At 66.1% G+C, this 24,340-nt stretch carries 21 protein-coding genes; 15 read left to right on the top strand and 6 right to left on the bottom strand.

Annotated features, from left to right (window positions below; all coding sequences use genetic code 11):
* Positions 1-65 precede the first annotated feature (65 nt).
* Positions 66-938: a LysR family transcriptional regulator gene (locus tag FAZ98_RS15485; RefSeq protein ID WP_158953933.1), complete on the top strand. Its 873-nt coding sequence runs from the start codon at positions 66-68 to the stop codon at positions 936-938.
* 106 nt (positions 939-1,044) lie between these two features.
* Here FAZ98_RS15485 and gcvA read toward each other — a convergent pair whose 3' ends face one another.
* The gene (gene gcvA, locus FAZ98_RS15480) at positions 1,045-1,971 is read right to left on the bottom strand and encodes a transcriptional regulator GcvA (protein WP_158952198.1); all 927 of its coding nucleotides are present in this window, start codon (positions 1,969-1,971) and stop codon (positions 1,045-1,047) included.
* 255 nt (positions 1,972-2,226) lie between these two features.
* On the opposite strand from gcvA, the gene FAZ98_RS15475 reads away from it, so the two are divergent.
* Positions 2,227-3,000 (top strand): SDR family NAD(P)-dependent oxidoreductase, encoded by a 774-nt coding sequence (locus FAZ98_RS15475; protein ID WP_158952197.1) that lies wholly within the window; start codon positions 2,227-2,229, stop codon positions 2,998-3,000.
* 116 nt (positions 3,001-3,116) lie between these two features.
* Here the strand turns inward: FAZ98_RS15475 and FAZ98_RS15470 are convergent, their stop codons facing one another.
* Both FAZ98_RS15470 and FAZ98_RS15465 read right to left on the bottom strand, forming a co-directional pair.
* Complete coding sequence (locus tag FAZ98_RS15470; RefSeq protein WP_158952196.1) at positions 3,117-4,151, bottom strand: methyl-accepting chemotaxis protein; 1,035 nt, start codon at positions 4,149-4,151, stop codon at positions 3,117-3,119.
* Positions 4,152-4,381: 230 nt separating this feature from the next.
* Entirely contained in the window at positions 4,382-5,281 is a 900-nt protein-coding gene (locus FAZ98_RS15465; RefSeq protein ID WP_233272777.1) for a LysR family transcriptional regulator, read from the bottom strand.
* Between the two features lie 138 nt (positions 5,282-5,419).
* Between FAZ98_RS15465 and FAZ98_RS15460 the strand changes: the two genes are divergently transcribed.
* The 3 genes from FAZ98_RS15460 (at position 5,420) to FAZ98_RS15450 (ending at position 8,001) form a co-directional block, all read left to right on the top strand.
* Positions 5,420-6,337, top strand: a complete 918-nt coding sequence (locus tag FAZ98_RS15460; protein ID WP_158952195.1) for an alpha/beta fold hydrolase — start codon at positions 5,420-5,422, stop codon at positions 6,335-6,337.
* 35 nt (positions 6,338-6,372) lie between these two features.
* On the top strand, positions 6,373-7,137 hold the full coding sequence (locus FAZ98_RS15455; RefSeq protein WP_158952194.1) for an SDR family oxidoreductase: 765 nt from the start codon (positions 6,373-6,375) through the stop codon (positions 7,135-7,137).
* Between the two features lie 72 nt (positions 7,138-7,209).
* Positions 7,210-8,001, top strand: a complete 792-nt coding sequence (locus FAZ98_RS15450; RefSeq protein ID WP_158952193.1) for an SDR family NAD(P)-dependent oxidoreductase — start codon at positions 7,210-7,212, stop codon at positions 7,999-8,001.
* 188 nt (positions 8,002-8,189) lie between these two features.
* Here FAZ98_RS15450 and FAZ98_RS15445 read toward each other — a convergent pair whose 3' ends face one another.
* Positions 8,190-8,732, bottom strand: coding sequence for a hypothetical protein (locus FAZ98_RS15445; protein WP_158952192.1), 543 nt, complete (start codon positions 8,730-8,732; stop codon positions 8,190-8,192).
* A 91-nt stretch (positions 8,733-8,823) separates the two neighbouring features.
* Positions 8,824-9,366: a hemerythrin domain-containing protein gene (locus FAZ98_RS15440; RefSeq protein WP_158952191.1), complete on the bottom strand. Its 543-nt coding sequence runs from the start codon at positions 9,364-9,366 to the stop codon at positions 8,824-8,826.
* A gap of 473 nt (positions 9,367-9,839) precedes the next feature.
* Between FAZ98_RS15440 and FAZ98_RS15435 the strand changes: the two genes are divergently transcribed.
* Together FAZ98_RS15435 and FAZ98_RS15430 are read left to right on the top strand one after the other, a co-directional pair.
* Entirely contained in the window at positions 9,840-11,816 is a 1,977-nt protein-coding gene (locus FAZ98_RS15435; protein WP_158952190.1) for an ATP-binding response regulator, read from the top strand.
* 175 nt (positions 11,817-11,991) lie between these two features.
* On the top strand, positions 11,992-13,533 hold the full coding sequence (locus FAZ98_RS15430) for a response regulator (protein WP_158952189.1): 1,542 nt from the start codon (positions 11,992-11,994) through the stop codon (positions 13,531-13,533).
* 107 nt (positions 13,534-13,640) lie between these two features.
* Here FAZ98_RS15430 and FAZ98_RS15425 read toward each other — a convergent pair whose 3' ends face one another.
* A complete protein-coding gene (locus FAZ98_RS15425) occupies positions 13,641-14,534 on the bottom strand; it encodes a LysR family transcriptional regulator (RefSeq protein WP_158952188.1) in 894 nt (297 codons plus the stop codon).
* Positions 14,535-14,624: 90 nt separating this feature from the next.
* Here FAZ98_RS15425 and FAZ98_RS15420 point away from each other — a divergent pair, with 90 nt between their 5' ends.
* The 8 genes from FAZ98_RS15420 to FAZ98_RS15385 all read left to right on the top strand — a co-directional run bounded on the left by FAZ98_RS15420 (position 14,625) and on the right by FAZ98_RS15385 (position 24,273).
* On the top strand, positions 14,625-15,275 hold the full coding sequence (locus tag FAZ98_RS15420) for a 4-carboxy-4-hydroxy-2-oxoadipate aldolase/oxaloacetate decarboxylase (RefSeq protein WP_158952187.1): 651 nt from the start codon (positions 14,625-14,627) through the stop codon (positions 15,273-15,275).
* 70 nt (positions 15,276-15,345) lie between these two features.
* A complete protein-coding gene (locus FAZ98_RS15415; RefSeq protein ID WP_158952186.1) occupies positions 15,346-16,710 on the top strand; it encodes an MFS transporter in 1,365 nt (454 codons plus the stop codon).
* 271 nt (positions 16,711-16,981) lie between these two features.
* Positions 16,982-18,934, top strand: a complete 1,953-nt coding sequence (locus tag FAZ98_RS15410) for a thiamine pyrophosphate-binding protein (RefSeq protein WP_158952185.1) — start codon at positions 16,982-16,984, stop codon at positions 18,932-18,934.
* Between the two features lie 12 nt (positions 18,935-18,946).
* The gene (locus FAZ98_RS15405; protein ID WP_158952184.1) at positions 18,947-19,588 is read left to right on the top strand and encodes a c-type cytochrome; all 642 of its coding nucleotides are present in this window, start codon (positions 18,947-18,949) and stop codon (positions 19,586-19,588) included.
* 269 nt (positions 19,589-19,857) lie between these two features.
* Positions 19,858-20,583 carry an OmpA family protein gene (locus tag FAZ98_RS15400; protein ID WP_158952183.1) on the top strand — a complete coding sequence of 242 codons (726 nt, stop codon included), beginning with the start codon at positions 19,858-19,860 and terminating at the stop codon, positions 20,581-20,583.
* Between the two features lie 244 nt (positions 20,584-20,827).
* Positions 20,828-21,331: a MaoC family dehydratase gene (locus tag FAZ98_RS15395; protein ID WP_199272392.1), complete on the top strand. Its 504-nt coding sequence runs from the start codon at positions 20,828-20,830 to the stop codon at positions 21,329-21,331.
* A gap of 180 nt (positions 21,332-21,511) precedes the next feature.
* Positions 21,512-22,858, top strand: a complete 1,347-nt coding sequence (locus tag FAZ98_RS15390; RefSeq protein ID WP_407672114.1) for an MFS transporter — start codon at positions 21,512-21,514, stop codon at positions 22,856-22,858.
* Positions 22,855-24,273, top strand: a complete 1,419-nt coding sequence (locus FAZ98_RS15385; protein WP_158952180.1) for an MmgE/PrpD family protein — start codon at positions 22,855-22,857, stop codon at positions 24,271-24,273. Before FAZ98_RS15390 ends, FAZ98_RS15385 begins: the two co-directional genes overlap by 4 nt.
* Positions 24,274-24,340 lie beyond the last annotated feature (67 nt).

The following is a 24,340-nucleotide window of genomic DNA, read 5'->3' as shown; positions in this document are numbered from 1 at the left end:
AGCGGAAAAGCGGGAAATACTGGTAATATCCATCGACTTTCCCGATGGATACCCGGAGCGCCTTCATGCGCGGTTTCGAACTCGACCAGTTGCGCACGTTTACCGTGGTTGCCGAGGTGGGCAGCCTCACGGCGGCCGCGCCCGCCCTGCATCTCTCGCAATCGACGGTGAGCGAGCAGATGCGCAAGCTCGAAGCGCGCGCGGGCGTGCCCTTGTTCGTGCGCAGCAAGCGCGGCGTCGCCACGACGCCGGCCGGCTTGCGCTTGCTGGAACAGGCGCGCCGCATCGTGGCGCTCAACGAAGCCGCCTTCGACGAGGCGCGCGGCCAGTCGATCCGGGGCGAATTGCGCGTGGGGATCAGCGAATATTTCCGCACGCACGAGGTCGCGGGCATGCTCGCGCGCCTGCGCGAGTGCTATCCGCAACTGGGCCTGCACGTGAGTTCGGCGAAGAGCGGCGAGATCGAACTGGCGCTCGCGCGCGGGCAGATCGACCTGGGCGTGGTGATGCATATCGAGGGCGGTCCGGTGCGCGCCGCGCCGGGCGACACGCGCTGGGTGCTGCGCCGCGAGCCGCTGCATTGGGTCGCGTCGCCCGCGCTCGCGGAGTCGCTGCCCACGCCGCTGCCGCTCGTGTTGTTGCCCGAAGACTGCGTGGCGCATCAGGTCGCCGTGCACGCGCTCGACGTGCGCCAGATGCCTTACGTGATGGTCCATAGCGCCTCGGGTGTGGCCGGGTTGCAGTCGCTGCTGGCCGCGGGGCTGGGCGTGGGCTGCCTGTGCGCGTCGGCGATCGGCGAGGGGCTCGTGAAGCTCGGCACGCGGCACCAACTGCCCGCGCTCACCTCGGCGGTGTTTTCGCTCACGCCGCCCGCGTTGGGCGAAAGCGAAACGGTCACGCAGGCGCGCGAGATCCTCGCGCGGCAGTTGCTGGTTTGAATCGGCGCGGATTCAAGCCTTTTTCTTTTGCGAGTCGGGCCAAGGCTGCGCTTGATCGGCGCCGGTTTTGCGCTGGATTCGCTCCGGCTTCGGACTGCGCGCGCCGTTAGGCGAGCGGCGCTGCCGCGGCCGCCTCCGCGAGCAGCCAGTCGCGGAAGCCGGCGAGCCTCGGCAGGCTCTCGCATTCGGGCCGATACACCACGTAGTACGCGAGCGGCGAGACGAAGCGGATCTCGGGGAAGAGCCGCACGAGCCGCCCGCTCGCGAGATCGTCGCGCACCATCACGCTGCGCGCGAGCGCGACGCCGTGACCTTCGATCGCGGCTTGCAGCACCGCCGCCGAGTTGTTGATCCTCATCCCGCGTCGCGTGTCGACGCCTTTCACCCCCGCCATCTGCAACCATGCCTGCCACGTCGGGAAGCTCGCGTGGCCCTCCATCGACACATCGTGCAGCAGCGTGGCGCGCGCGAGGTCGGCGGGCTTGCGCAGGCGCGTCCGGCCGCCCGCCAGCGCGCGCGAACACACCGGATACACCTCTTCGTCCATCAGCTTGTGCGCCGCGAGCCCGGGCCAGTTGCCCGTGCCGTAACGCACGCCCAAGTCCACGCGTTGCGCGATGAAATCGACGGGCTTGAGGCTGGTGTCGAGGCGCAGATCGGTGTCGGGGCATGCGCTCTGAAACCGGTCGATGCGCGGCAGCAGCCACTTGGCCGCGAACGCGGGACTCACCGTGACCGTGAGCACACCGCTCGCCGAATGCTCGCGCAGCCGGTCCATGCCCAGCGCCAGCCGGTCGAATCCCGCGCGCAGGTCGGGCAACGCGCGTTCTGCGATCTCGGTGGGGACGAGGCGCGACTTGCCGCTCGTACCGCGCAGAAACAGCGGCGTGCCGAGCCAGCTTTCGAGCGAGCGCACGAGTTGGCCGACGGCGGCGGGCGTGACGTTCAGCTCGGCGGCGGCGGCCGAAAAGCTTTCGTGGCGCGCGCTGGCTTCGAAGGCGCGCAGCGCGTTCAGATACACGGGCGATTTCATGTCGATGGCGATAAAGATTTTCTTTCAATTATCGACACTTTATCTCGTTTGCGAGCGACAGAGAAACCGCGAAGAATCGCTCATCAGAAACAGGATCAAGCCGTGAAATCCGCTAATCCGCGCGATCTGGCGGAGCGGAGTCGAATGCATAGGTTTTCTATTCATCGACACCACGTTGCCTGTCCTGCATTTTTCAACCAGGCGGCCTGCGAGCGCACGCTTCGCGAGCGGCAGGCCCATTGAGAGGGATTCATTATGAGCAACGCATTCAAGGGCAGAAAACTGCTCGTCGTCGGCGGCACGAGCGGCATGGGTCTGGAAACGGCGCGCGAGGTGCTGGCCGAAGGCGGCAGCGTGGTGATCGTCGGCAATCGCGCGGAAAAGGCCGAGGCGGCGCGCAAGGAACTGGCCGCGCTCGGCCAGGTGTGGGCGCTGACCGCCGACCTCGCGAGCGACGCCGGGCTCGCCGCGCTGCTCGAGGCCATCGACGCGCAGCATGCCGACATCGACCTGCTCGTCAACGCGGCCGGCGTGTTTTTCCCCAAGCCGTTCCTCGAACATCGGGACGCCGACTACGACCAGTACATGAAGCTGAACAAGGCGTTCTTCTTCGTCACGCAGAAGGTGGCGGCCAATCTGGTCGCCGCCGCGCGGCCGGGCGCGATCGTCAATATCGGTTCGATGTGGGCGAAGCAGGCGATCGCGGCCACGCCTTCCTCGGCGTATTCGATGGCGAAGGCCGGGCTGCACTCGCTCACGCAGCATCTCGCGATGGAACTGGCCGGGCAGCGGATCCGCGTCAACGCGGTCTCGCCGGCCGTGGTGCAAACGCCCATCTACGAAGGCTTCATTCCGAAAGCCGAAGTGCATGACGCGCTGCAAGGCTTCAACGGCTTTCATCCGATCGGCCGCGTGGGCACGCCGCGCGACGTGGCCGAGGTCGTCGTATTCCTGCTCTCGGATAAAGCCGCGTGGGTGACCGGCGCGATCTGGGACGTGGACGGCGGCGTGATGGCCGGGCGCAACTGAGCGCAACTGAGCGCTCGCCGCAGCGTACGTTCATCCGCATTGGCTTCGCTCGCCCCGCCACGAGGCGAGCGAAGCCCGCGCCGCATTCGATCGAACGGGCGCCTGGCTCGCGCCGCTCAAGCCGGCTTCTGGCAGATCACGCCGTACCAGCCCAAGCCCCGGTATGTTTCGTAGCCGGGCGTGGCGGCGAACGACACGATCGTGCCGTCGATGGCGCGATAAAAGCCGCTCTGGCGGCCTTCCGTTTGCAACATGAAGCGCTCGTTGAGCGTGCCCTTGCCATTCGACGCGGCGATCACGCGCGACTTCGAATCCACGATCAGGCAACGCGTGCGCTGCCATTCTTCCTCGCTCAGCCGCACGCCGTTCACCACCGCGCCCGCTTGCGGCGCCCAGTCGAAGAAAATCACCAGCGCGCCCAGCACGCGACCCTTGGCGAGGCCGCCCGCGCGGATGGCCGTGGAATAGGTGGCGACTTGCGCGTCGCGCAGCAGGGGCAGCGCTTCCACGTCGCTGGCCGCGTAGTCCGCGCCGGACTGCGTTCTCATCGCGGCCTTGAACCATTCCGCGTTCGCGACGTTCTGGCCGCGCACCGCGTATTGCGCGGGGCGTCCGTTCGCGATCACCGTGCCGCGCTCGTCCAGCACCCAGATGTCGCGATACACCGTGTAGCTGTCGAGGATGACCGAGAGGCGTTCGCAGGCGTGATCGGCGGCATGCGTCTGCGCATGCGCGAGACATTCGACCACGGCCGAATCGGTGGCCCACCAGCGGACGTCGCACGAACGCTCGTAGAGATTGCGGTCGATCACGTCGATCATGTTGAGCGCGAGATCGGCGCAACGCTGGCCGTCGTGCGAACGCAGGCGCTCGATCATGCTGTCGCCGAGTTGCGTGAGCGTGGCGAGCGAACCCGCGAGATCCTTGTTCAGATCGGCGGTGATGTCGCCGATGCGCCGCGAGACCTGCTTGACCTGATTCGCCACCACGGCGAAGCCCTTGCCCGCATTGCCCGCGCGCGCCGCCTCGATCAGCGCGTTGAGCGCGAGAAACGTGGTTTCGCGATTGATATCGTTGATGTCGCTGATCTTGCTCGTCGCGAGGCGTTTGACTTCATGCGTGAGATCGACGATGGCCTGCGGGTTCGACATGCGGTGACTCCTATGTAGCTTTGATGACAAAGCCACGCAAAAGCCGCGCCAATCGCGCGCAGGTTCGCGCGTGAAGGGCAAACGTTGTCTTCACAACGATAGGGCAAGCACGCGTTGCGTCTGCGAGTGCGTGCACCTCGATGGGTGGCTTCACGCACTGTCATTGGGCGGCATCGATCGGATCGCTGGGCTTCCCGCCGTCTCGCGAACGTCGCGCGCGATCCCCGGCCTTATGTGGTTTCCCAGTACGGCGGGCTGCCGAAGGCTTCCCGCAACCACGCCGCCAGCGCGCGCAGTTTCGCGGAGGGATTCTGGCCGTCGGCGTGCGCGATATAGATGAATTCCGTTTCCGCCTCGATGCCGATATCGAGCGATGTCAACGCGCCGGACCGAAGCGCGTCGCCCACGATGAACATGGGCAGCAGCGCGATACCCAGCCCGGCGATGGCGGCGTCGCGCATCATGTCGCCGTTGTTCAGCACGAGGCCGGAGCGGCCGGGTACGACCGTGGTCTGCCCGTGCTGGACGAAGCGCCAGTCGGCGCGGCCGCGGTTCAGGTAGAAGATCCCGCGGTGTCCTTCCAGTTCGGCGAGGGAGGCGGGGCGCCCCGCTTGGGCGAGATACGACGGCGCGGCGACCAGCACGCGCTTGCTGGTCGCCAGTTGCCAGGCCACGAGGTAGGCGTCGGGCAGCGCGCCATGACGGATGACGGCGTCGAAGCCGTCCGCGCCAGCGTCCACGCGGCGGTCGTCCAGATCCAGCGTGAGACGTATTTCCGGGTGCCGCGCGAGAAAGGCGTAGAGCGCCGGCCCCAGATGCATCCGCCCGAAGGTGACCGGCGCGGAGATGCGCAACGGGCCGCTGAGCGCGCCGCGGCGCTCGGCCAGATCGGCGCTGGCTTCCTCCACTTCGCGCGTAATGCGGATCGCCCGGGCAAAGAACGCCTTGCCGTCTTCGGTCACGGTCAGCTTGCGCGTGGTCCGCTGCAACAGACTCGCGCCCAGCGTTTTTTCCAGTTCCACCAGCCGTTCGCTGACCACCGAGCGCGAAACTCGCAGGCGCCGCGCGGCCTCGCTCAGCGAACCGCTTTCCACCACGGACACGAACGTGGCAATCCCTTCGAGTTTCATGATTGTTCGGCTTTTCCGAAATGCTGGTGTGGGAATTGAAGGCTACTCCGGCAGATTGCGCAAGCCCATACTCACGCCATTCCCACGGGCAGCCCGCGACGGTCAGGTGACCTTCCCCCGCAGGGACAGGTGCCGATCATGTTTCGCAAGCTTGCCGTATTCTCGATGCTCTTCGCGCTCACGCTGGCGCCGGCGTTGCCGGCGGCGGCCCGCGTTCAGCCGTTTCCCGATTCGTTCAAGGCGATGAACATTCCGGCTCAGGATGCGATGCTGCATGTCGTGACAGGCGGCCACGGGCCCGCCGTCGTGCTGATCCACGGATTCGGCGATACCGGCGACATGTGGTCGCCGCTGGCCGCGCAACTCGCCAGGACCCATACCGTGATCGTGCCGGACCTGCGTGGCATGGGCCTGTCGTCGCATCCGGCCGGCGGTTACGACAAATGGAATCAGGCGGCCGACATTCGCGCCGTGCTGACCTCGCTGGGCATCGACCACGCCGCGATCGTGGGTCACGATATCGGCACGATGGTCGCCTACGCGTATGCCGCGCGCTATCCGGACAAGACCGACCGGCTGGTCGTGATGGACGCGCCGGTGCCAGGCATTCCGCCGTGGGATCAGATCGTCCGCCAGCCCGCGCTGTGGCATTTTCACTTCGGCGGTAAGGATGCCGAACGATTGGTGGCGGGTCGCGAACGGATCTATCTCGACCGGTTCTGGAACGAGTTCGCGGGCGATCCCGCAAAAATCGACGAGTCGACGCGCGAGCACTATGCGCGGCTGTACGCGCGCCCCGGCGCGATGCACTCGGCGTTCGCGCAGTTCCTGAGCATCGATCAGGACGCGCTGCAGAACGAGAAAGCGATGGAACACAAGTTGACCATGCCGGTGCTGGCCATTGGCGGCGGCAAGTCGTTTGGTGCGAACGAAGCCCTGGTGATGCGCAACGCGGCGACCGACGTTACCGAACTCGTCATACCGGAAAGCGGCCATTGGCTGATGGAGGAAGCGCCCGCCCCGGTGATTGCGGCAATCACGCGCTTCCTGGACTAACCCTCGCACTTTCACTTTTTGAACGGAGCATTTTCATGGGACGTTTGGACAACAAGGTGGCGATCGTGACGGGCGCCAGTTCGGGAATCGGCCGGGCCACCGCCAGGCTGTTCGCCGCGGAAGGCGCGAGCGTGGTGATCGCCGCGCGCCGGGAAGCGGAACTTGCCGCGCTCGCTGCGGAAATCGCCGAAACGGGCGGCCGCGCCGCGTATCTCGCCGGTGACGTGCAGTCCGAGGCATTCGCGCAGGCGCTGGTCGCGTTCGCGGTGAGCCGCTTCGGCGGGCTCGATATCGCCTACAACAACGCGGGAACGCTGGGCGAAATGGGGCCGACCACGGAGATTTCCGAGGCGGGCTGGAACGCCGCGCTCGCCACCAATCTGACCAGCGCCTTCCTCGGGGCCAAGCACCAGATTCCGGCAATGCTGAAGCGAGGCGGCGGGTCGATCATCTTCACGTCGACGTTCGTGGGGTATTCGTTCGCGTTTCCCGGCACGGCGGCCTATGCGGCCAGCAAGTCCGGCCTGATCGGCCTGACGCAGGCGCTTGCCGCCGAATACGGCGCGCAAGGCGTGCGCGTGAACGCGGTGTTGCCGGGCGCGGTGGACACGGAGATGTATCGCGGCATGAACGACAGCCACGAATCGCAGACGTTCGTGACCGGGCTGCATGCGCTCAAGCGTGTGGCGAAGCCCGAGGAACTGGCGCGCGCGGTGCTGTATCTCGCGTCCGACGACGCCTCGTTCGTGACCGGCACGGCCTCGCTCGTCGATGGCGGCGCATCGATCACGCGTACCTGATTTTCACGGCGGCCGCCGCTGCGTGAAGCGCGATTGCGCCGCTTTTGCATCGACTCTCAACAAGGAACGAACATGGACCTGAAACTGACAGGCAAACTCGCGCTGGTGAGCGGCAGCACGGCCGGCATCGGTCTCGCGATCGCCACCACGTTGGCGCACGAAGGCGCGCGCGTGATCGTGAACGGCCGCTCGCAGCCGTCCGTCGACGAGGCGGTCGCGCAATTGAAAGCGCAAACCGGCGGCGACGTGCAGGGCTTCGCGGGCGATCTCGGCACGGCCGCCGCGGCGGAGGAGGTCGCGCGGCGTTTTCCGGATGTGGAGATCCTGGTGAACAACCTCGGCATCTTCGAGCCCAAGCCATTCGAAGACATCCCCGACGAAGACTGGCAGCGGTTTTTCGATGTCAATGTGCTGAGCGGCGTGCGTCTCGCCCGCCTGTATCTTCCGGCAATGCGGCGCGCGAACTGGGGGCGCATTATTTTTATCTCGAGCGAAAGCGGCATCCAGATTCCCGCCGAGATGATCCATTACGGTGTGACGAAAACCGCGCAGCTCGCGGTATCGCGCGGGCTCGCCGAGGCGGTTGCCGGTACGGGTATCACGGTGAACAGCGTGCTGCCGGGGCCGACGAAGTCGCGTGGCGTGGGCGAGTTCGTGGAGACGCTCGCGAAAGCCGACGGCAAATCGTTCGAGGCGTTCGAGAAAGAATTCTTCGAGAAGGTGCGCCCCACGTCGCTCATCAAGCGATTCGGCTCGCCGCAGGAGGTCGCTTCGCTCGTGGCCTATGTCGCAAGCCCGCTCGCTTCGGCCACGACGGGCGCCGCGTTGCGGGCCGACGGCGGCGTCGTCAAGAGCGCGTTCTAGCTTCGGTTGCGGTACAGAGAGCGGCTGCGCGCTTCGTCATACGATTCACGCGGCAGCCATGACCGCGCGGGCATACGACCCGCGCGTTGCAATGGCTTTAGCAAAAGCGCCAGACCGTGCGACGAGCGCGGCCTGGCGCGATCTATTGGCACGTGTAGCGACAGATAGCGATCCGCCGCGCCTCGCGCTCAGCCTTGCGCGTCGATCAACTCGGCGATGTCGCTGACGTCGATCGTGGCGCCATGCCGCGTCTTGATGCCATCGCCCCATGCCTGCACATGGGCGCCCGGTTGCAGATACGCCGTCAGTTCGGCGGCGGCATGCGGCGGCATGCGCAGCGACGTCCCGGTCTCGAGCAGCGCGCCGCGCAGTTCTCCGCGCGGCCCGTAGAGCGCGAGCAGCACCTCGCCGCTCGTCTCCATCGGCTTGCGTTTTCTGGGCTCCGCCGGATGCGCCGGGTGGTCCGGACCCTCGTCGAGAATGACGCGGTCTTCCCGCGTGACGAGTTGAATGGCGGCGATCATGTCCGCGCCGCGCGGCTTGACGCCACGCACGCGAATGCGATCTCCTTGCGCGATATGACGCGAGATCGTGCGGCTCAAGTGGGGCGGGGTATGCACCTGGCGGCGGCCGTCGAGTACCAGTCCGTCGATATCGCCGTGCGGATTCAGCAGAAAGTGGGTGACGCGGCCGCGGACTTCGGGCAAATGAGCGGGGTCGATCCAGTGCATGGTGCGTTTCCGTGAGGATAGGGGAACTGCCACGAAGCAAGGGCTGCGCCCGAGCGCGGCCTTTGCTCCTCACGGCGCATGCACGACTGCCTCAATGAAGTCGCATCGTGTTGTCGCCGGCGTCCTTCGGCAGCTTCGCTTCGAGTTCGCGCTGCCGTTTCAGCATCTTCTTGCCGAGTTCGCCGAGATCCGCGTGAGACTTGCGCAGCTTCGGAAACAGATCCGTTTCTTCTTCTTCGATGTGATGACGCACCATCTCGCTCATCACCTTGAACGTGGCCTCGAAGCCCGGCTCGCCCGCTTTCAGCCTGGCGAACTTGTCGATCAGCACCTTGACGAGAAAGTGTTCGACATACGCTTCCTCGACATCGGGCGCATCGTCGTCATCGAGCGCTTCCTTGGCAGCCGGATAGAGCAATTCTTCTTCGATCATCGTGTGCACGGTCAACTCTTCGCACGCACGCCGCACGAGCGCGGCCGTGGCTTCGAGATCGTGCTTCGAGGTCTGTTCGAAGGCGTCGAATAGTTTCTGCACGGCGCGGTGGTCGTCGGTGAGAAGCTGGATCGCGTCCACCTCGCGATGCGTGCGGGAAGCGGAAGTCGGGGTCGATTGGGTGGGGGCATGACGGCTCATGATGTCCTCGGTTCCTGTCAGTGTGGGGATCTGCTGTTCCGCAAAGCGCAGTCCTGCGAGCGCCAGGCGTGGCACGCGGCACGGCCGGAGTTCGGCAAGCGGAGTGAGTTGAGGAACGGTAAATGCTGAACGATCGCAACTCAGTATTCGGTATTTTTTCCTGCGTTGCGAGCGCGTGGCGGTAATAAAGGGGAGGGCGCGATGAGAGATCAGCTAATGGTCGAGACGCAGCCCGCCCGCAAATAGAACCCGGAATGAATTCGGGAAGCGAGTCGTAAGAGTGAGTCGTAAAAATCGAACGTCGTGAATGCTCGCGGCAATAAAGCGTGCGAAGATGCACGGCAATTTCAGCGGATCAATAATGCGCCGGAGTGAGTCTACGTATTGCAAACCTCATTAACGGTGATACGAATCACCCGAATCACACGCGCGACGGCGCACCCCTATTTCTTTATCGAACTGACGAATTTCGCGTGCACAAGCTCCTCCCATTGAAGCTCGACGACGGGCATTGTTCACCGGGTCCCTCGCTGATTTTCAATCTTGGCCTGCGAGTGGTTAGCGTCACGGGTACGACGAATCGTGCGCTGGTCGGCATGCACATGACCGAACTCGGCGACGCGCTGGGCCAGCCAGACTGGCTGCCAGCCGGGCTGGTGTTGCAAAACGCGGCGCAGTCCGCGCTGCTCTCCGGAACCGCGCAGATCTTGCAGGCTAGCGCGGCCTCGCGAACCATCGTCATCTACCCGCTGTGGTGCGAAGGCGAGCGCCTGATCGTGCTGCAGGTATCGCCCGGCGCGGAAGCCAGTGCGTCGAGTGCCGACGACAGCGGGAGCCGCGGCCAGGCGTCGGGCGGACGCCCGTTCGGGCGCAGCCGCGTGCCGGGCACGGCCGGAAACCGGCTTTTGCTCGAAACCGCCAGCCGGTTTTCCATGGCGATCGAAGCCGCCGATATCGGCACCTTTTACGCGCCGCTGCCGGCCGGCCGCATTTTCTGGAATGCGCAGTGCGCCGCGCATTTCTGGACGCTGCCCGGAACGGACATCGATTTCGCGTACTTCTATTCGCGCATTCATCCCGACGACCGCGAAGCCACACGCGCCGCCGTCGAGGCCGCCATCCTCGAAGGTCGGCCCTACGACATCGAGTATCGCGCCATGTCGCCCGAAGGCGAGATTCGCTGGATCCGCGCGAAGGGCGCGGTGCGCTATTCGTCCGACGGCGCGCCCGACCGCTTCGACGGCATCACGATCGACATCTCGCGGCAGAAGCAGGCGGAGGACGATCGCGACCGGCTGCTCCAGAACGAGCGGCTCGGGCGCCTCGAAGCCGAAAGCGAAGCGCATATGAAGGACACGTTCATCGCCACGGCCTCGCACGAATTGCGCACGCCGCTCAATGCGATCCTGAACTGGACGGAACTGCTCGAACGCAAGCCCACCGATGCGGCGTTCGTGCGCCAGTGCGTTGATGTCGTCAAGCGCAATGTGAAAGGGCAGATCCGTCTCGTCGACGATCTGCTCGACGCGAGCCGCATTGCGGCGGGCAAGCTGGGAATCGACAGGCAGCGCGTCGATCTGGCTGCCGTGCTCGAAGCCGATTCCGGGTCGTTTCAGCAACTCGCCCAGCGCAAGCACATCACGCTGGCGTATGCGCTGGAGCCGGAGGCGATCGTTTCCGGCGACGAAACGCGCCTGCGGCAGATCTTCGACAACATCATTTCGAATGCGCTGCGGCACACGCCGATGCAGGGCAAGATCGACGTTCGGCTGGCGCGCTCCGGCAGCGCGTATGTCGTTTCGGTGGCCGACACCGGTGACGGCATCGCCCCGGAAATGCGCGAAGCGATTTTCACGTCGTTCATGCAGGCCGACGGCTCGCTGACCCGCAAGCATGGCGGTCTCGGCCTGGGGCTCGCGATCGCCAAAAAACTCGTCGCGCTCCATGGCGGCACGATCGAGGCACAGAGCGAGGGGCCGGGCCTGGGCGCCACGTTCACGGTCACGTTGCCCACCGCCGCGGTTGCCGAAGACACGGTGCCGGACACCAGCGTATCGCCGTCGATCGACGCCATGCCCGTCGCCGCCGGCGAATGCCATGTGCTGATCGTCGAGGACGATCGCGATTCGCTTGAGGGCCTGCGCATTCTGCTCGAAGACGCGGGCGCGACCGTGACCGCCGCGACCTCCGCGCGGGAAGGGCGGGCCGCCGCCTCGCAGCGGCGGTTCGACGCGATTTTCTCCGATATCAGCATGCCCGACGTCGACGGCTATGACTTCATTCGCAACGTGCGCGCCGACGGCGTCACGTCGCCAGCTTTCGCACTCACCGCGCTGGCGCGCGATCAGGATGTGCAGCGCGCCTTGGCGGCCGGCTTCGACGAGCATTTGAGCAAACCCGTCGAGCGAAGCGCGATCGTACGCGCGCTGTTGCGGGCGCGGGAGAGGTGACGGGCACGCTTCGCTGAAGCCCGGTGCGGGCATCCCTGGACAGTCCGGGCATTCCACGCATGTCGCGCGCAACGCGTGACCACGCGGCACGCCGGTTGCTGTCCGGTGGCGCCTGCCTCGCCGCGGTAACCCGTCGCGGTCGCGAGGCGCAGGCGCTTCCTTCAGGCAACGGCCCATGCCCCTCATTCTCAACGTCGACGACAACGAAGGCGCACGCTACGCAAAATCGCGAATCCTTCGGGAGGCGGGCTTCAACGTCATGGAGTCGAGGAACGGCCGGGGCGCGCTCGAAGCGGTTCGCGCCCATGCGCCCGCACTGGTCCTGCTCAACGTCAAACTCCCCGACATCAGCGGTATCGACGTGTGCCGCCAGATCAAGAGCGACCCGCAAACCGCCACGACGCTCGTGTTGCAGGTATCCGCCCAGGCCCTGCGTTCGAGCGACAAGATTTGCGCGCTGGAGAGCGGAGCGGACAGCTATCTTTCGGAACCGGTCGAGGCCGAGGAACTGATCGCGAATATTCGGGCGCTCCTGCGGCTGCATTTTGCCGAAAAGGCCTTGCGCGACGCGGCCCATCGCCAAGATTGCTTTCTTGCCACGCTCGCGCACGAATTGCGCAATCCGCTCGCGCCGATCCGCAACGCCATCGAGCTGCTGGACCCGGCGCGCGCCGTGCCGGGCAGCGATCAAGACGCGCACGCGCTCCGCATGGCGAGCCGCCAGATGGATCACCTGGGCCGACTCGTCGACGACCTGCTCGACGCCGCCCGTATCGCGCGCGGCAATATCGAGTTGCAAAAGAGCCTGCTGGATCTCGGCGCCGTGACGGAGGCGGCGCTGGAGGCCGCGCGACCGGCGCTACAGGCGAAGCAGCAGCGGTCGACGGTGCGGATGACGCCCGCTCCGTGCCTGATCGTGGGAGACGGCGTGCGGGTCTCGCAGATCATCAGCAACTTGCTGTCGAACGCGGTCAAATACACGGCCGTTGGCGGCCACATCGCGCTGTCTCTCGAGACGCAATCGCGCCACGCGGTGCTGCGCATTGCCGATAGCGGCATCGGCATCGAACCCGACGAGCTGCCGCATGTCTTCGAGCTGTTCGTGCAATCGCGCAAAGCCGCCGAGCGCGCGGACGGCGGGCTGGGCGTGGGCCTCGCGCTCGTGAAGGAACTGGCCCAGCTGCATGGGGGATCGGTGGTGGCACGTTCCGACGGGCCCGGGCAGGGCGCCGAATTCACGGTGCGCTTCCCGCTCGCCATCGGCGCGCAGGCGCTGCCGCAAGCGCCTCGCCGCGACGCGGAAGAAGGCCGGACGCGGTCCGCGCCCCGGCGCATTCTGATCACCGACGACAACGTGGACTGTGCCACGTCGTTGCTGATGCTGCTCGAGATCGAGGGCCACGACGTGCGCATGACCCACGACGCGCTGAGCGCCATCGATCTCGCCGCGAGCTTTCGCCCCGACGTCGCCATCCTCGACATCGGTCTGCCGGGCATGGACGGCCGCGAGCTCGCGAGGGCGCTGCGCCGCCATCCGTCGACGGAAAACACGGACCTGATTGCGGTCACCGGCTACGGTCTGGCCGAGGATCGTAGCGCCACGAGTGCCGCCGGTTTCCGTCGGCATTTCGTCAAACCGGCGCCGTTCGAGGACATTCTCGAGGCCATTTCGCAAGTGCCGGTAGCCGCGGGCCACGCGACGTCCGTGCCGCTGTAGCGAGGCCGTTTTGCTCGTTGGCCGCTAAGCGCCGGCCCGCGCGCACCTTGATGCGCAGGCCGCCGCCGCGTCGCGTGCCGATCCGTGCGATGGCGATCCGTGTGCGCTCATTTCCCGCAGGTGGCCGACATCGCGTCGCGGAACGTGGCGATCAGCCGGTTGTCGTCGCCCGCGCGCGTGAGCATCACCAGCTTGGTGCGCAGTTCGAGATCCTTGACGGGGATGAAGCGCACGTCGCGCCGGTTGTTTTTCGCCGTCGAGCGGCCCACCAGCGTCGCGCCGAGTCCCGCGCCCACGAGCGCGAGCGCGGTGTGAATTTCGATCGCTTCGTGCGCCACGCGCGGGTCGCCTCCCGCGGTTTTCAGCGCCGTCAGCAACTGCTGGCCGAACGGGCTGCGCGAGTCTTTCGGATAGTGGATGAACGGCAGGCGTGACAACTCCGCCGCCGTGACCGCGCGCTGCTTCGCCAGCGGATCGCCCACCGGCACGACGGCGACGAACGGCTCGTCGAGCATGACCGTGTGGTCGAGATCCGGATGAGGATCGAGCGAGCCGATGAAGCGCGAAATGCCGAGGTCGATGCGGCCTTGCCGCAGGCGCTCGGGCTGATATTCGGAGAGCGCCTCGACGAGATCCAGATGCACGTCGGGGCAGCTTTCGCGAAACCGCCGCACCGCGGCCGGCAACACGGAATACGCCACCGAACGCACGAAACCAATGCCGAGCCAGCCCCGCTGGCCCGATGCGATCCCGCGCGCCTCGTCGTCGAGACGGCCCGCGTGCGAGAGCAGTTCCTTCGCCCGCGGATAAAAGTATTTGCCCAGCGAAGTGAGTTCCATCGGCCGGCGCGAGCGGTCGAACAACTCGCCGCCGAGGTGCGCCTCGAGCTGGGACAACTGCATGCTGATGGCCGTGGGCGCGACGTACAACGCTGCGGCCGCGCTCGACGCGCTGCCCGCCTCGACCACCGCGCAAAAATAGCGAACCTGACGAAGATTCATTTTTATTGAACTAAAGCTCAGAAAACGATGTTTGATTGCGATGAAACTTTATCTAAAACTAACGGCACGATCAAATTTCAAAACACGAACATGAGCAGTCACGAGACAACCCCCGACCTGATCGCGGCGCTGCGGGAACTGGGCAGCGCGACCGTCTACGAAGCCCAGGGCGCCTATGGCGCGCTCGACAGCGGCATTAAACCCATTCATCCGTCGATGTGCGTGGCCGGTCCGGCCGTCACCGTGGACACGCGTCCCGGCGACAACCTGATGCTGCACTACGCGATGCTGAAGGTGAAACCCGGCGACGTGCTCGTCGTCGACGCGAAGGGCTTTCTCGAAGCCGGCCCGTGGGGCGACGTGTTCACCGAACTCGCCTTGCAGAAAGGGCTGGCCGGCCTCGTCATTCATGGCGCGGTGCGCGACGCTCGCACGATCATCGAGCAGGGCTTTCCGGTGTTTGCGCGCGGCCTCTGCATCAAAGGCACGGGCAAGAATCAGCCGGGCAGGCTCAACGTGCCCGTCACGATCGGCGACGTGCAGATCCAGCCCGGCGACATCGTCATTGGCGATATCGACGGCGTGGTCGTCGTGCCGCAGCACGATATCGAGCGGGTGGTCCGGGTGAGCCGGGCGCGCGAGGAAAAGGAGCAGGCGTTCCGCGCGAAGATTCGCGAGGGCGCGACGACCGTGGAACTGCTCGGACTTGAAGCGACGCTGCGCGGCTTCGATCTGACCTAGGGCGAATCGCCTGAATCGCGCCCGACAAGGGCGCACCAGACCAAAATAGAAAAAAGATGGAGCGAGACACATGAGAAAAGACACGACATTGCCGGCGTCGAACGCCCTGGCGGCAGCCGCGCGGCCCACGCGCTATCGCTGGGTGGTCGCGACGCTGTTTTTCCTGATCTACACGGTCGCCGCCGCCGACCGCGCGAATCTCGGCATTGCGCTGCCGTTTCTGCGCAAGCAATTCACGATGACCAACGCCGAGGCCGGCGCGCTCGTGAGCGTGTTCCTGATTGCCTATGCGCTCGCGCAACTGCCTTCCGCGTTGATCATCTCGCGCTTCGGCGTGCGCCGCGCGCTGCCCATCTCCATGATCCTCACGTCCATCGCCACCGCGATGACGGGCGTGGTCGGTTCGCTCTTTTCGCTCAAGCTGTGCCGGCTCGCGCTCGGTTTCGCCGAAGGACCGCTGCCGCTCGGCATCGCCGCGACGATCAACAGCTGGTTTCCGGCGAAAGAGAAGGGCACGGCCTCGGGCTTGTTTCTCTCGGCGGTCAAGTTCGGCCCCGTCATCACGCCGATCCTGGGCGTGGCGATCATTTCGCTCTGGGGCTGGCAGGCGATCTTCCTCGTGTTCGCGGTGCCGGGTGTGCTGTTCTCGATCGTCTGGTATCTGATGGTCGCCGACAAACCGGCCGACAGCCGCGCGGTGAACGAGGCGGAGCGCGAACTCATCGACATGGCGAGCCCGCAGGCGGGCGCCGCGATGCGTATCGAACGCACGCGCGCCATGCCGTGGCTCGACCGCCTCACGCGCGTGCGCCGCGAAAAGCCGCTCGAAACGACGCGCGCGGTCGTCACGTCATGGAACATCTACGGCTGCGCGCTCGGCTACTGCTGCCAGCTCGGCATTTCGAGCGTGATGCTCGCGTGGATTCCGACGTATCTGCTCAACGTGAAGAAGTTCAGCGTGGCGGGCACGGGCTTGGTGGCGGCGGCGCCGTGGGTGGGTGCGGTGGTCGGCAATATTCTGGGCGGCTGGCTTTCGGATCGTGCGCTCGGCAAGCGCCGCAAACCCGGCATGATGTTCTCGGCCGTGGCGACCGCGTTGATGATGGTCGTGCTGATCCAGTCGCCGGCCTCGCCCGTTTTATACGGATTCCTGATCTTTCTCGCGGGCGTGGCGCTCAGCGTGGGCTTTTCGGCGTACATGGTCTACCCGACGTCGTTCGTCGCGAAGGCGAAGTTCCCGCTGGCGAATGCGATCGTCAATATGGGCGGACAGCTTGGCGGCGCGGCCACGCCGTTTATCGCCGGATGGTTGCTCGATCATTTCGGCTGGGACTACGTGTTCGGCTTCATGTCGGTGATCTCGGCGGTGACGTTCGTCATTCTGCTGACGATCACGGAACCGCTCGATACGGTGGCGCGCGACGCGGCGGTTTGAGTTGTACGGCCAAGGCCGTATGCGGTACTGCCCACCGTCGCGCTTCGACCTTTCTACTCAAAAACATTTACGTCGATAAATTACATTATGTCAAATAAAACATAGCAACGCCCGTCGCCCCAGCTTAGCCAGAACTTATGTCTCATGCCGCACTTCATATTACGAGCCACGCCAACTCCACCCCTACATTAACCGGGCGCGTAGAACCCGGCCCGCGCCTGGCCTGTGCGCATCCAATGGATAAAACGCACATAAAAAAGGAACGGAGACAATGGCAGGACGACGCACGTTTCTCAAGGAAGCGCTGGTCACGGGCACCGCGGCCGCGTTGGCGAAACCGCTGACCGGCGTCGCGCAGGAAACCGGGAATCCCACCGCCGCGAAACGCGGGCCGGCCATTGGCGAGCCGAACGCCGCGCTCGTCGCCGCCGAAACCGCCGCGCCTTCGCTGCTCGAAGCGCCCGCCACCGACGCCGCGCATATCGGCAACCCCGGCTCCGACTTCATGGTCGACCTGCTGAAGCTCGCGGGCATCGACTACGTGGCCGCGATGCCCGGCTCGACGTTTCGCGGTATCCACGAATCCATCGTCAACTACGCGGGCGACCGTCATCCTCAACTGATCGTCTGCACGCACGAGGAAGCGTCCGCGGCCATCGCGCATGGCTATGCCAAGGTGGCCGGCAAACCCATGGCCTGCCTCGTGCACAGCACGGTCGGCTTGCAGCATGCGTCGATGGCGGTCTACAACGCGTGGTGCGATCGCGTGCCGGTGATGGTGCTCGCCGGCAATATCGCCGATGCGGTCAAGCGGCGGCCCGGCGTGGAGTGGTATCACACGGCGCAGGACCTGGGCGCGCTCGTGCGCGACTACACGAAATACGACGATTACCCGGTGTCCTTGCAGCACTACGCCGAGTCGTTCATGCGCGCGTACACGATGTCCGTCACGCCGCCGATGGCGCCCGTGCTGATCGTCGCCGACGCCGAGTTGCAGGAGCAGCCGATCGCCGATGCGCGCGATATGCGCGTGCCGCCGCTGCGCGAAGTCGCGCCGCCCGTGGCGAGCCAGGACGCGCTCGCCACTGCGGCGGCCATGCTCTGCAACGCCACCGCGCCCGTGATCGTCGCGGACCGCGCGGTGCGCAGCCAGGCCGCCATGGACACGCTGGTCCAACTCGCCGAAACGCTCAACGCGCCTGTGATCGACCTGCTCGCGCGCATGAACTTCCCGACCACGCACTACCTGAATCATTCGTCGATGCAGAGCCGTTTGCTCGCCCAGGCCGACGTGATTCTCGCGCTCGAAGTCGGCGACGTCTGGAGCCTCACGGGCACCGTGCCCGACACCATCGAGCGCCCTTCGAAACCGCGCGGCAAGGGCGAGGCGAAAGTGATCAGCCTGTCCACCGCGTATCTGTACGGCAAGTCGAACATGCAGGACGCCGAGCGTTTCTACGCGCCCGCTCTGCCCATTGGCGCCGACGCACACGCTTCCCTGCCCGCCCTCCTGCACGCCGTGCAGACCACGCTCACGCCTGCGCAACGCAACGCCGCTGCCGCGCGCCAACCGGCCATGCAACAAGCCTTCGAGACGATGCGCGCCAACGCACGCGAAAACGCGACGCGCGCCTGGGACGGTTCGCCGATCAGCACCGCGCGCTTGTCCGCCGAAGTGTGGCACGTGATCCGTCACGAGGACTGGGCGCTCGTTTCGCCCACCGGCGCGATCAGCCAGTGGCCGCAGCGCCTGTGGGACTTCACGAAGACGTATCAATTCATTGGCGCGGGTGGCGGCTATGGCGTGGGCTATGCGGCGCCCGCCGCCGTGGGCGCCGCGCTCGCGCATCGCGACGCGGGGCGCCTTGCCGTGAGCATCCAGACCGACGGCGATCTGATGGTGCTGCCCGGCGTGCTGTGGACGGCCGCGCATCACAGCGTGCCGCTGCTTTCGGTGATGCACAACAACCGCGCGTGGCATCAGGAGACCATGCATATCCAGCGCATGTCGAGCCGCCGCGACCGGCATCCCGAGCGCGGCACCATCGGCACGGTGTTGCAGGATCCGCCAATCGATTATGCGGCGATGGCGCGCAGCATGGGCATGTGGGCCGAAGGCCCGATTTCGAATCCCGCCGATCTGGGCCCGGCGCTCGCGCGCGCGATGGCCGTGGTGAAAAGCGGCAAGCCCGCGCTCGTCGACGTGCTGACGCAACCTCGCTAACGGGAGCGCACTGTGCCCTTTCTTCGTTCCCTCGCCCTGCGGTTCGTCCTGACGCTCACGTGTGCGCTGCCTGCCGTATCGTTCGCCGATTCCCCCGCCGATAGCGGCGCGGACGTTCAGGCGGGCCGCGCGCTCTTCATGCGCAACGGCTGCTACGAATGCCACGGCATCTTCGGTCAAGGCAGCATCAGCACCGGCCCGGCGCTCGCGCCGCATCCGTTGCCGCTTGCCGCGATGCAGGCCTACGTGCACGCGCCGAAAGGCCAGATGCCGCCGTTCAGCGAGAAAATTCTCTCGAATGCCGACATCGCCCGAATTCATCAGTACCTCGAATCGATTTCGCCGGGACCGGCTGCCGCGAGCATCGCGCTGTTGAACGATGGCGTGGCAACGCAGCGTGCCGAAGCCTCGCCAGTTGTTGCTACGCTGGAGCACGGCGCGTCGATTTACACCGCGAATTGCGCGGCCTGTCATGGGCAAGGCGGACAAGGCGGTGTCGGTCCCGCGCTCGCGGGCATTGCGGCGAAACTGTCGCTCGACGGCGTCGAAGCGCGGATTCGCGAGCCCTCCGGCATCATGCCGAAGCTTTATCCCAACCCGCTCGACGCCGCGGATGTGCAAGACGTGGCGCGCTACGTGATGTCGCTGAAGTAATGGCGGCCAGGCTTTCGTCGTGCTGACTGTTCACGCGTTTTTGCTCGGCGAAATGTCATTCGATGCAACGCAACGCGCCGCTTCGTTACGCCGGATTACGGTGTCGAGTCGGCGCGCCCGAGTGTAATCGTGTCCCCCTCACTTCCCGCAGGCGCCGCGCCGCGCGCTGCGCGCCGTTTGCACTCGCACGTTTCGTTACATTCCGCAAAGGCCTGTATTCCGGGCGGCCGTTAGCATTTCAGCAACACTAACCACCCGCACGATACGACATGAAACGCACTCCTTTTCGTCCAGGCGCCGGTGGCGAGCGCCGTCGCCGCATCGTCACGAGTCTGCTGGTCGGCGCGGCCTCGGTCGCGGCCTGGTGCGCGAGCACGGTGCCCGCCGCCGCGCAGGTGATGGTGCTCGCGCCGCCCGCGCCCGTGTATGAAGTCACGCCCGCGCCGCGCGTCGGCTATTTCTGGCAAACGGGCGAATGGCGCTGGCAGTACGGCCGTTATGTGTGGGTGCCGGGCCACTGGGTCGAAGTGGCGCGCGGCCGCGCGATGCCGCCTCCGCCGCCTGCGCCCGTCGCGCAGGTCATGCGGCTCTCGGCCGACGCCCTGTTCCCGTTCGATCGCGGCGATGTCGCCGACGTGCTGCCAGGCGGCCGCGCCGATATCCGCGAGATCGCCGCGAAACTGAACGCCATGCGCTTCAGCCATATCGAAGTGCGCGGCTACACCGACCGCCTCGGCGACGCCGCCTACAACGAGACGCTCTCGCAGCGCCGCGCGGAAGCGGTCAAGGCGCTGCTCGTCGAACAAGGCATTCCCGCCGACCATATCGACGCGCGCGGCTTCGGCAAGCAGGACCCGGTCTCGCATTGCACCGACAATCAGTCGCGCGACAGTCTCGTCGCGTGCCTGCAGCCGGACCGGCGCGTGGAGATCGTCACGTATGCACGCGGCGATCGCCGCTACGCGCCGCCGCCTCCGCCGCCCGCCGTTCAGTGACCTTCCCGTCACGTCACAGCACGCATACGACACGCCGCCGCTCGCCTTCGAGCGGCGGTTTTTTTTCGTCCGTTGTTCGCGCGCGGGCCGCCTTTGTCCTGTCGCGCCGATACAAACCGCACGCCACACAGCGCCCGAATCGCCAGGGTAAACCGTAGCGCCCTTCCGCTTGACATGCCAACTCGCCGCGCCCGATACTTTGTCCGTACAAAGTGACATTCAAGACAGGAGCAGACAAACCATGATGCAGTCGGAAAAAGTGGGGACGCAGCGTTACCGTGCCAGCTACGGGCGTTATCTCGAGGACTTCACGGTGGGCGACATCTACGAACATCGCCCGGGCCGCACGATCACCGATGCGGACAATATCCAGTTTTCGCTGCTGACGATGAACCCGCATCCGATGCACTGCGACGCCAATCACGCGTCGAAGAGCGAGTTCGGCAAGCTGCTCGTGAGCAGCGGCCTTACCGTGGCGATCGTGCTCGGCATGTCGGTCAACGACGTGAGCGGCAAGGCCATCGCCAATCTCGGCTGGAAGGAAATTCGCCTCACCGGCCCCGTGTTCGCGGGCGACACGCTTTATGCGGAGTCCGAAGTACTCGAAGTGCGCGAGTCGAAGTCGCGGCCCACGCAAGGCATCGTCACCGTGCACACGCGCGCCTACAACCAGGACGGCAAGCCCGTTCTCGACTACATTCGTTCGGCGCTGATCGCGAAACGCGGCCACGGCACCAACGAAGCCTGAGTATCCGCAGGAAAACGCGAGGAACGCCGGTAGGCTCCGGCCGTTCCCCTGCCTCGCCGTCACGCCGATAAACCGCCATAACGTCATGAGAGCGGCCGGCGCGACGGTCCACCGCCACAGGATCTGGAGACAACTGTGAGTCACAACGTAAGCTCGGGCGCCCGGCTAGACCGGCTGCCGATGTCGCGGTTTCACTGGAAGATACTCGGGCTCATCAGCGCGGGCGCGTGCCTCGACGCCTTCGACGTCTATCTCGCGGGCGGCGTGTCCGCCGCGATGCTCAAGACGGGCTTTTCCACGCTGCAACTCAACGCGCTGTTCGTCTCGTGCGGCTTCTTCGGCATGGTGATCGGCGCGGGCCTCTCGGGCTATCTCGGCGACCGCTTCGGCCGCCGCTCGTCGTATCAGTTCAACCTCGCGCTGTTCGGGCTCATGTCGTTCGCCGCCGCGTTCGCGCCCAGCATTCACTGGCTGATCGGCGCGCGCTTTCTCATGGGCATCGGCCTCGGCGCGGAACTCGTGGTGGCCGCGGGCACGCTCTGCGAATTCATTCCGCCCGCGTATCGCGGCCGCTGGATCTCGCTGCTCGGCCTGATCGTCAACTCGGGACTCGTGCTCGCGACCAGCGTGGGCTACGTGGTGATTCCGCATCTGGGCTGGCGCTGGATGTTCGGCATCGCGGGCATTGGCGCCGTGGTCGTGTGGGCGCTGCGTCACCGCATGCCGGAGTCGCCGCGCTGGCTCGAATCGGTGGGCCGTACCGCGGAAGCCGAGGAAACCGTACGCGCCATCGAGCAGGAAGTCGAGCAACTCAAGGGACCGCTGCCCGAAGTGTCGCGCGCGCAGAACCTCGAAGTGCCGCGCGCCCCGCTTTCGGCGCTGTTCCGCCGCGGCATGATTGGCCGCACCTTGACCGCCGCCCTTACCGCCGTGGCCGTGAACGTGGCCGTGTACGGCTTCGTCGCATGGCTGCCCACGTTCTTCGTGCACGAAGGCCGCGACATCGTCACCTCGCTCGGCTTCACCACGCTGATGTCGCTGGGCGCGCCGCTCGGCGCCGTGCTCGGCTACCTCACCGCCGACCGCCTCGGCCGCGCCAAGGGCGTGGTGTTCTTCAGCGTGGTCACGATCGTGCTGGGCTTCGTCTACCCGCAGATGACGGCCAACGCCGCTATCGCCGTGGTCGGCCTCACGCTCGTCAGCTGCATCTACGCCATCGTCACGCTGGGCCTGTTCGGCTACGTGCCGGAACTGTTCCCCACGGCGCTGCGCTTGCGCGGCACCGGCGTGGCGGGCGTGTGCGGACGTATCGCGTCGATGCTGACCTCGTACGCCGCCGTGATCCTGTTTGCGCAACTCGGCCTTTTCGGTGTGCTCGGCATGGTGGCCGGCGTGCTGGTGCTGCTCGTGATCGCCGTGCTGAAACTCGGCGTCGACGCCAACCAGTTCTCGCTCGAAGCCGTCTCGCCCGAAGAAGACCCGAGCGCCGACCCGTTATCGCTCAACCATCAGGGAGCCACCCGATGAACGCACGCAACGACATCGAGCAACGCGCTCGAGCCGGTCAAACCATCGCGCAGCAACTGGCCGCCTTCACGACTTCGCTTGATCTGAACGACGTGCCCGCCGCCGTGCGCGAACGCGCGAAGCATCTGATGCTCGACAGCATCGGCCTCGCCTACGCCACGATCGGCCTGCCCTACGCCACCTCCACGCTCGCCGCGATGCAGGAACTGGGCGACGGCAGCGCCACCGTGTTCGGCCACGCGCAAAAGCTCGCGCTGCGCGACGCGATGCTGCTCAACGGCCTGCTGATTCACAGCCTCGATTTCGACGATACCCATGCGCGCGGCGTGATCCATTCGACCGCGAGCGCGCTGCCCGTGGCGTTCAATCTGGCCGAGCGCGAAAACGCGAGCGGCGCCGACCTGCTCACGGCGTACCTCTGCGCGATGGAAGTCTCGACGCGCGTGGGCGCCGCCGCGAAAAGCGGCTTCCACAACACGGGCTTCCACCCGACCGGGCTCGTGGCGGCGTTCGGCTGCGCGCTGGGCGCGGCGCGGCTGCTCGGTTTATCCGCGGAACAGGCGCAGCACGCGCAAGGTATCGCGCTCTCGATGGCGTCGGGCAGCCTGGAGTTTCTGCAGGACGGCGCGTGGACCAAGCGTCTGCATCCGGGCTGGGCCGCCGTGGCGGGCACCACGGCCGCGACGCTCGCGAAGCACGGCTACATCGGCCCCGGCGCGCCGTACGAAGGGCGCTTCGGTTTGTACTCGCTGTACATGAAGACGCCCGTGAGCGCCGACGATCTCGCGCTGGCCACCGCTGGCCTCGGCGAGGCGTGGGAAATCGACGGCGTCGCGCTCAAGCCGATTCCCGCCTGCCACTTCACGCATGCGTCCTCGGACGCCGCCATCGCGCTGCATCGCGCGCACGGTCTCGCGGCGAGCGACATCGAGCGCGTGGTGGTGCGCGTGCCGGGCCCGACCATTCCGATCATCTGCGAGCCGGTGGAGAACAAGCAGAAGCCGTCGAACAGCTACGACGCGCAGTTCAGCATTCCGTACATCGTCGCGACGGGGCTGCTGCACGGCCGCTTCACGCTCGACGATCTCGACCCGGCCGCGCTCGCCGACGAAGCCGTGCGCGCCCTCGCCGCCCGCGTGACGCACGAAGCCGACCCCGAGACCACCTTCCCGCAGCACTACACGGGCGAAGTCACGATTCATACGCGTGACGGCCGCACGCTCACGCACCGCGAAGCCGTGAATCGCGGCAGCGCCGATCGGCCGCTGAGCAACGCCGACATCGTCGCGAAGTTCTACGACAACGCGCAGCGCAACGTCTCGCGCGGCGCGGCCGAACGCATCTGCGAAGCGGTGCTTTCGCTCGACCGCCTGAGCGCGCGCGAACTCGCGCAGGCGCTGGGCGCGGCCCGCTGAATCGCGCTGCATCGAATAACCCGCGCGCCCGCGTTGCGCGCCCAACGAACCGAAAGACCAGGAGTGA

Origin of the sequence: Paraburkholderia acidisoli, from assembly GCF_009789675.1 — a bacterium.
GTDB classification, from domain to species: Bacteria; Pseudomonadota; Gammaproteobacteria; order Burkholderiales; family Burkholderiaceae; genus Paraburkholderia; species Paraburkholderia acidisoli.
Note: the sequence above shows the minus strand (reverse complement) of the source record. Positions and strands in the feature narration are given on the sequence as shown.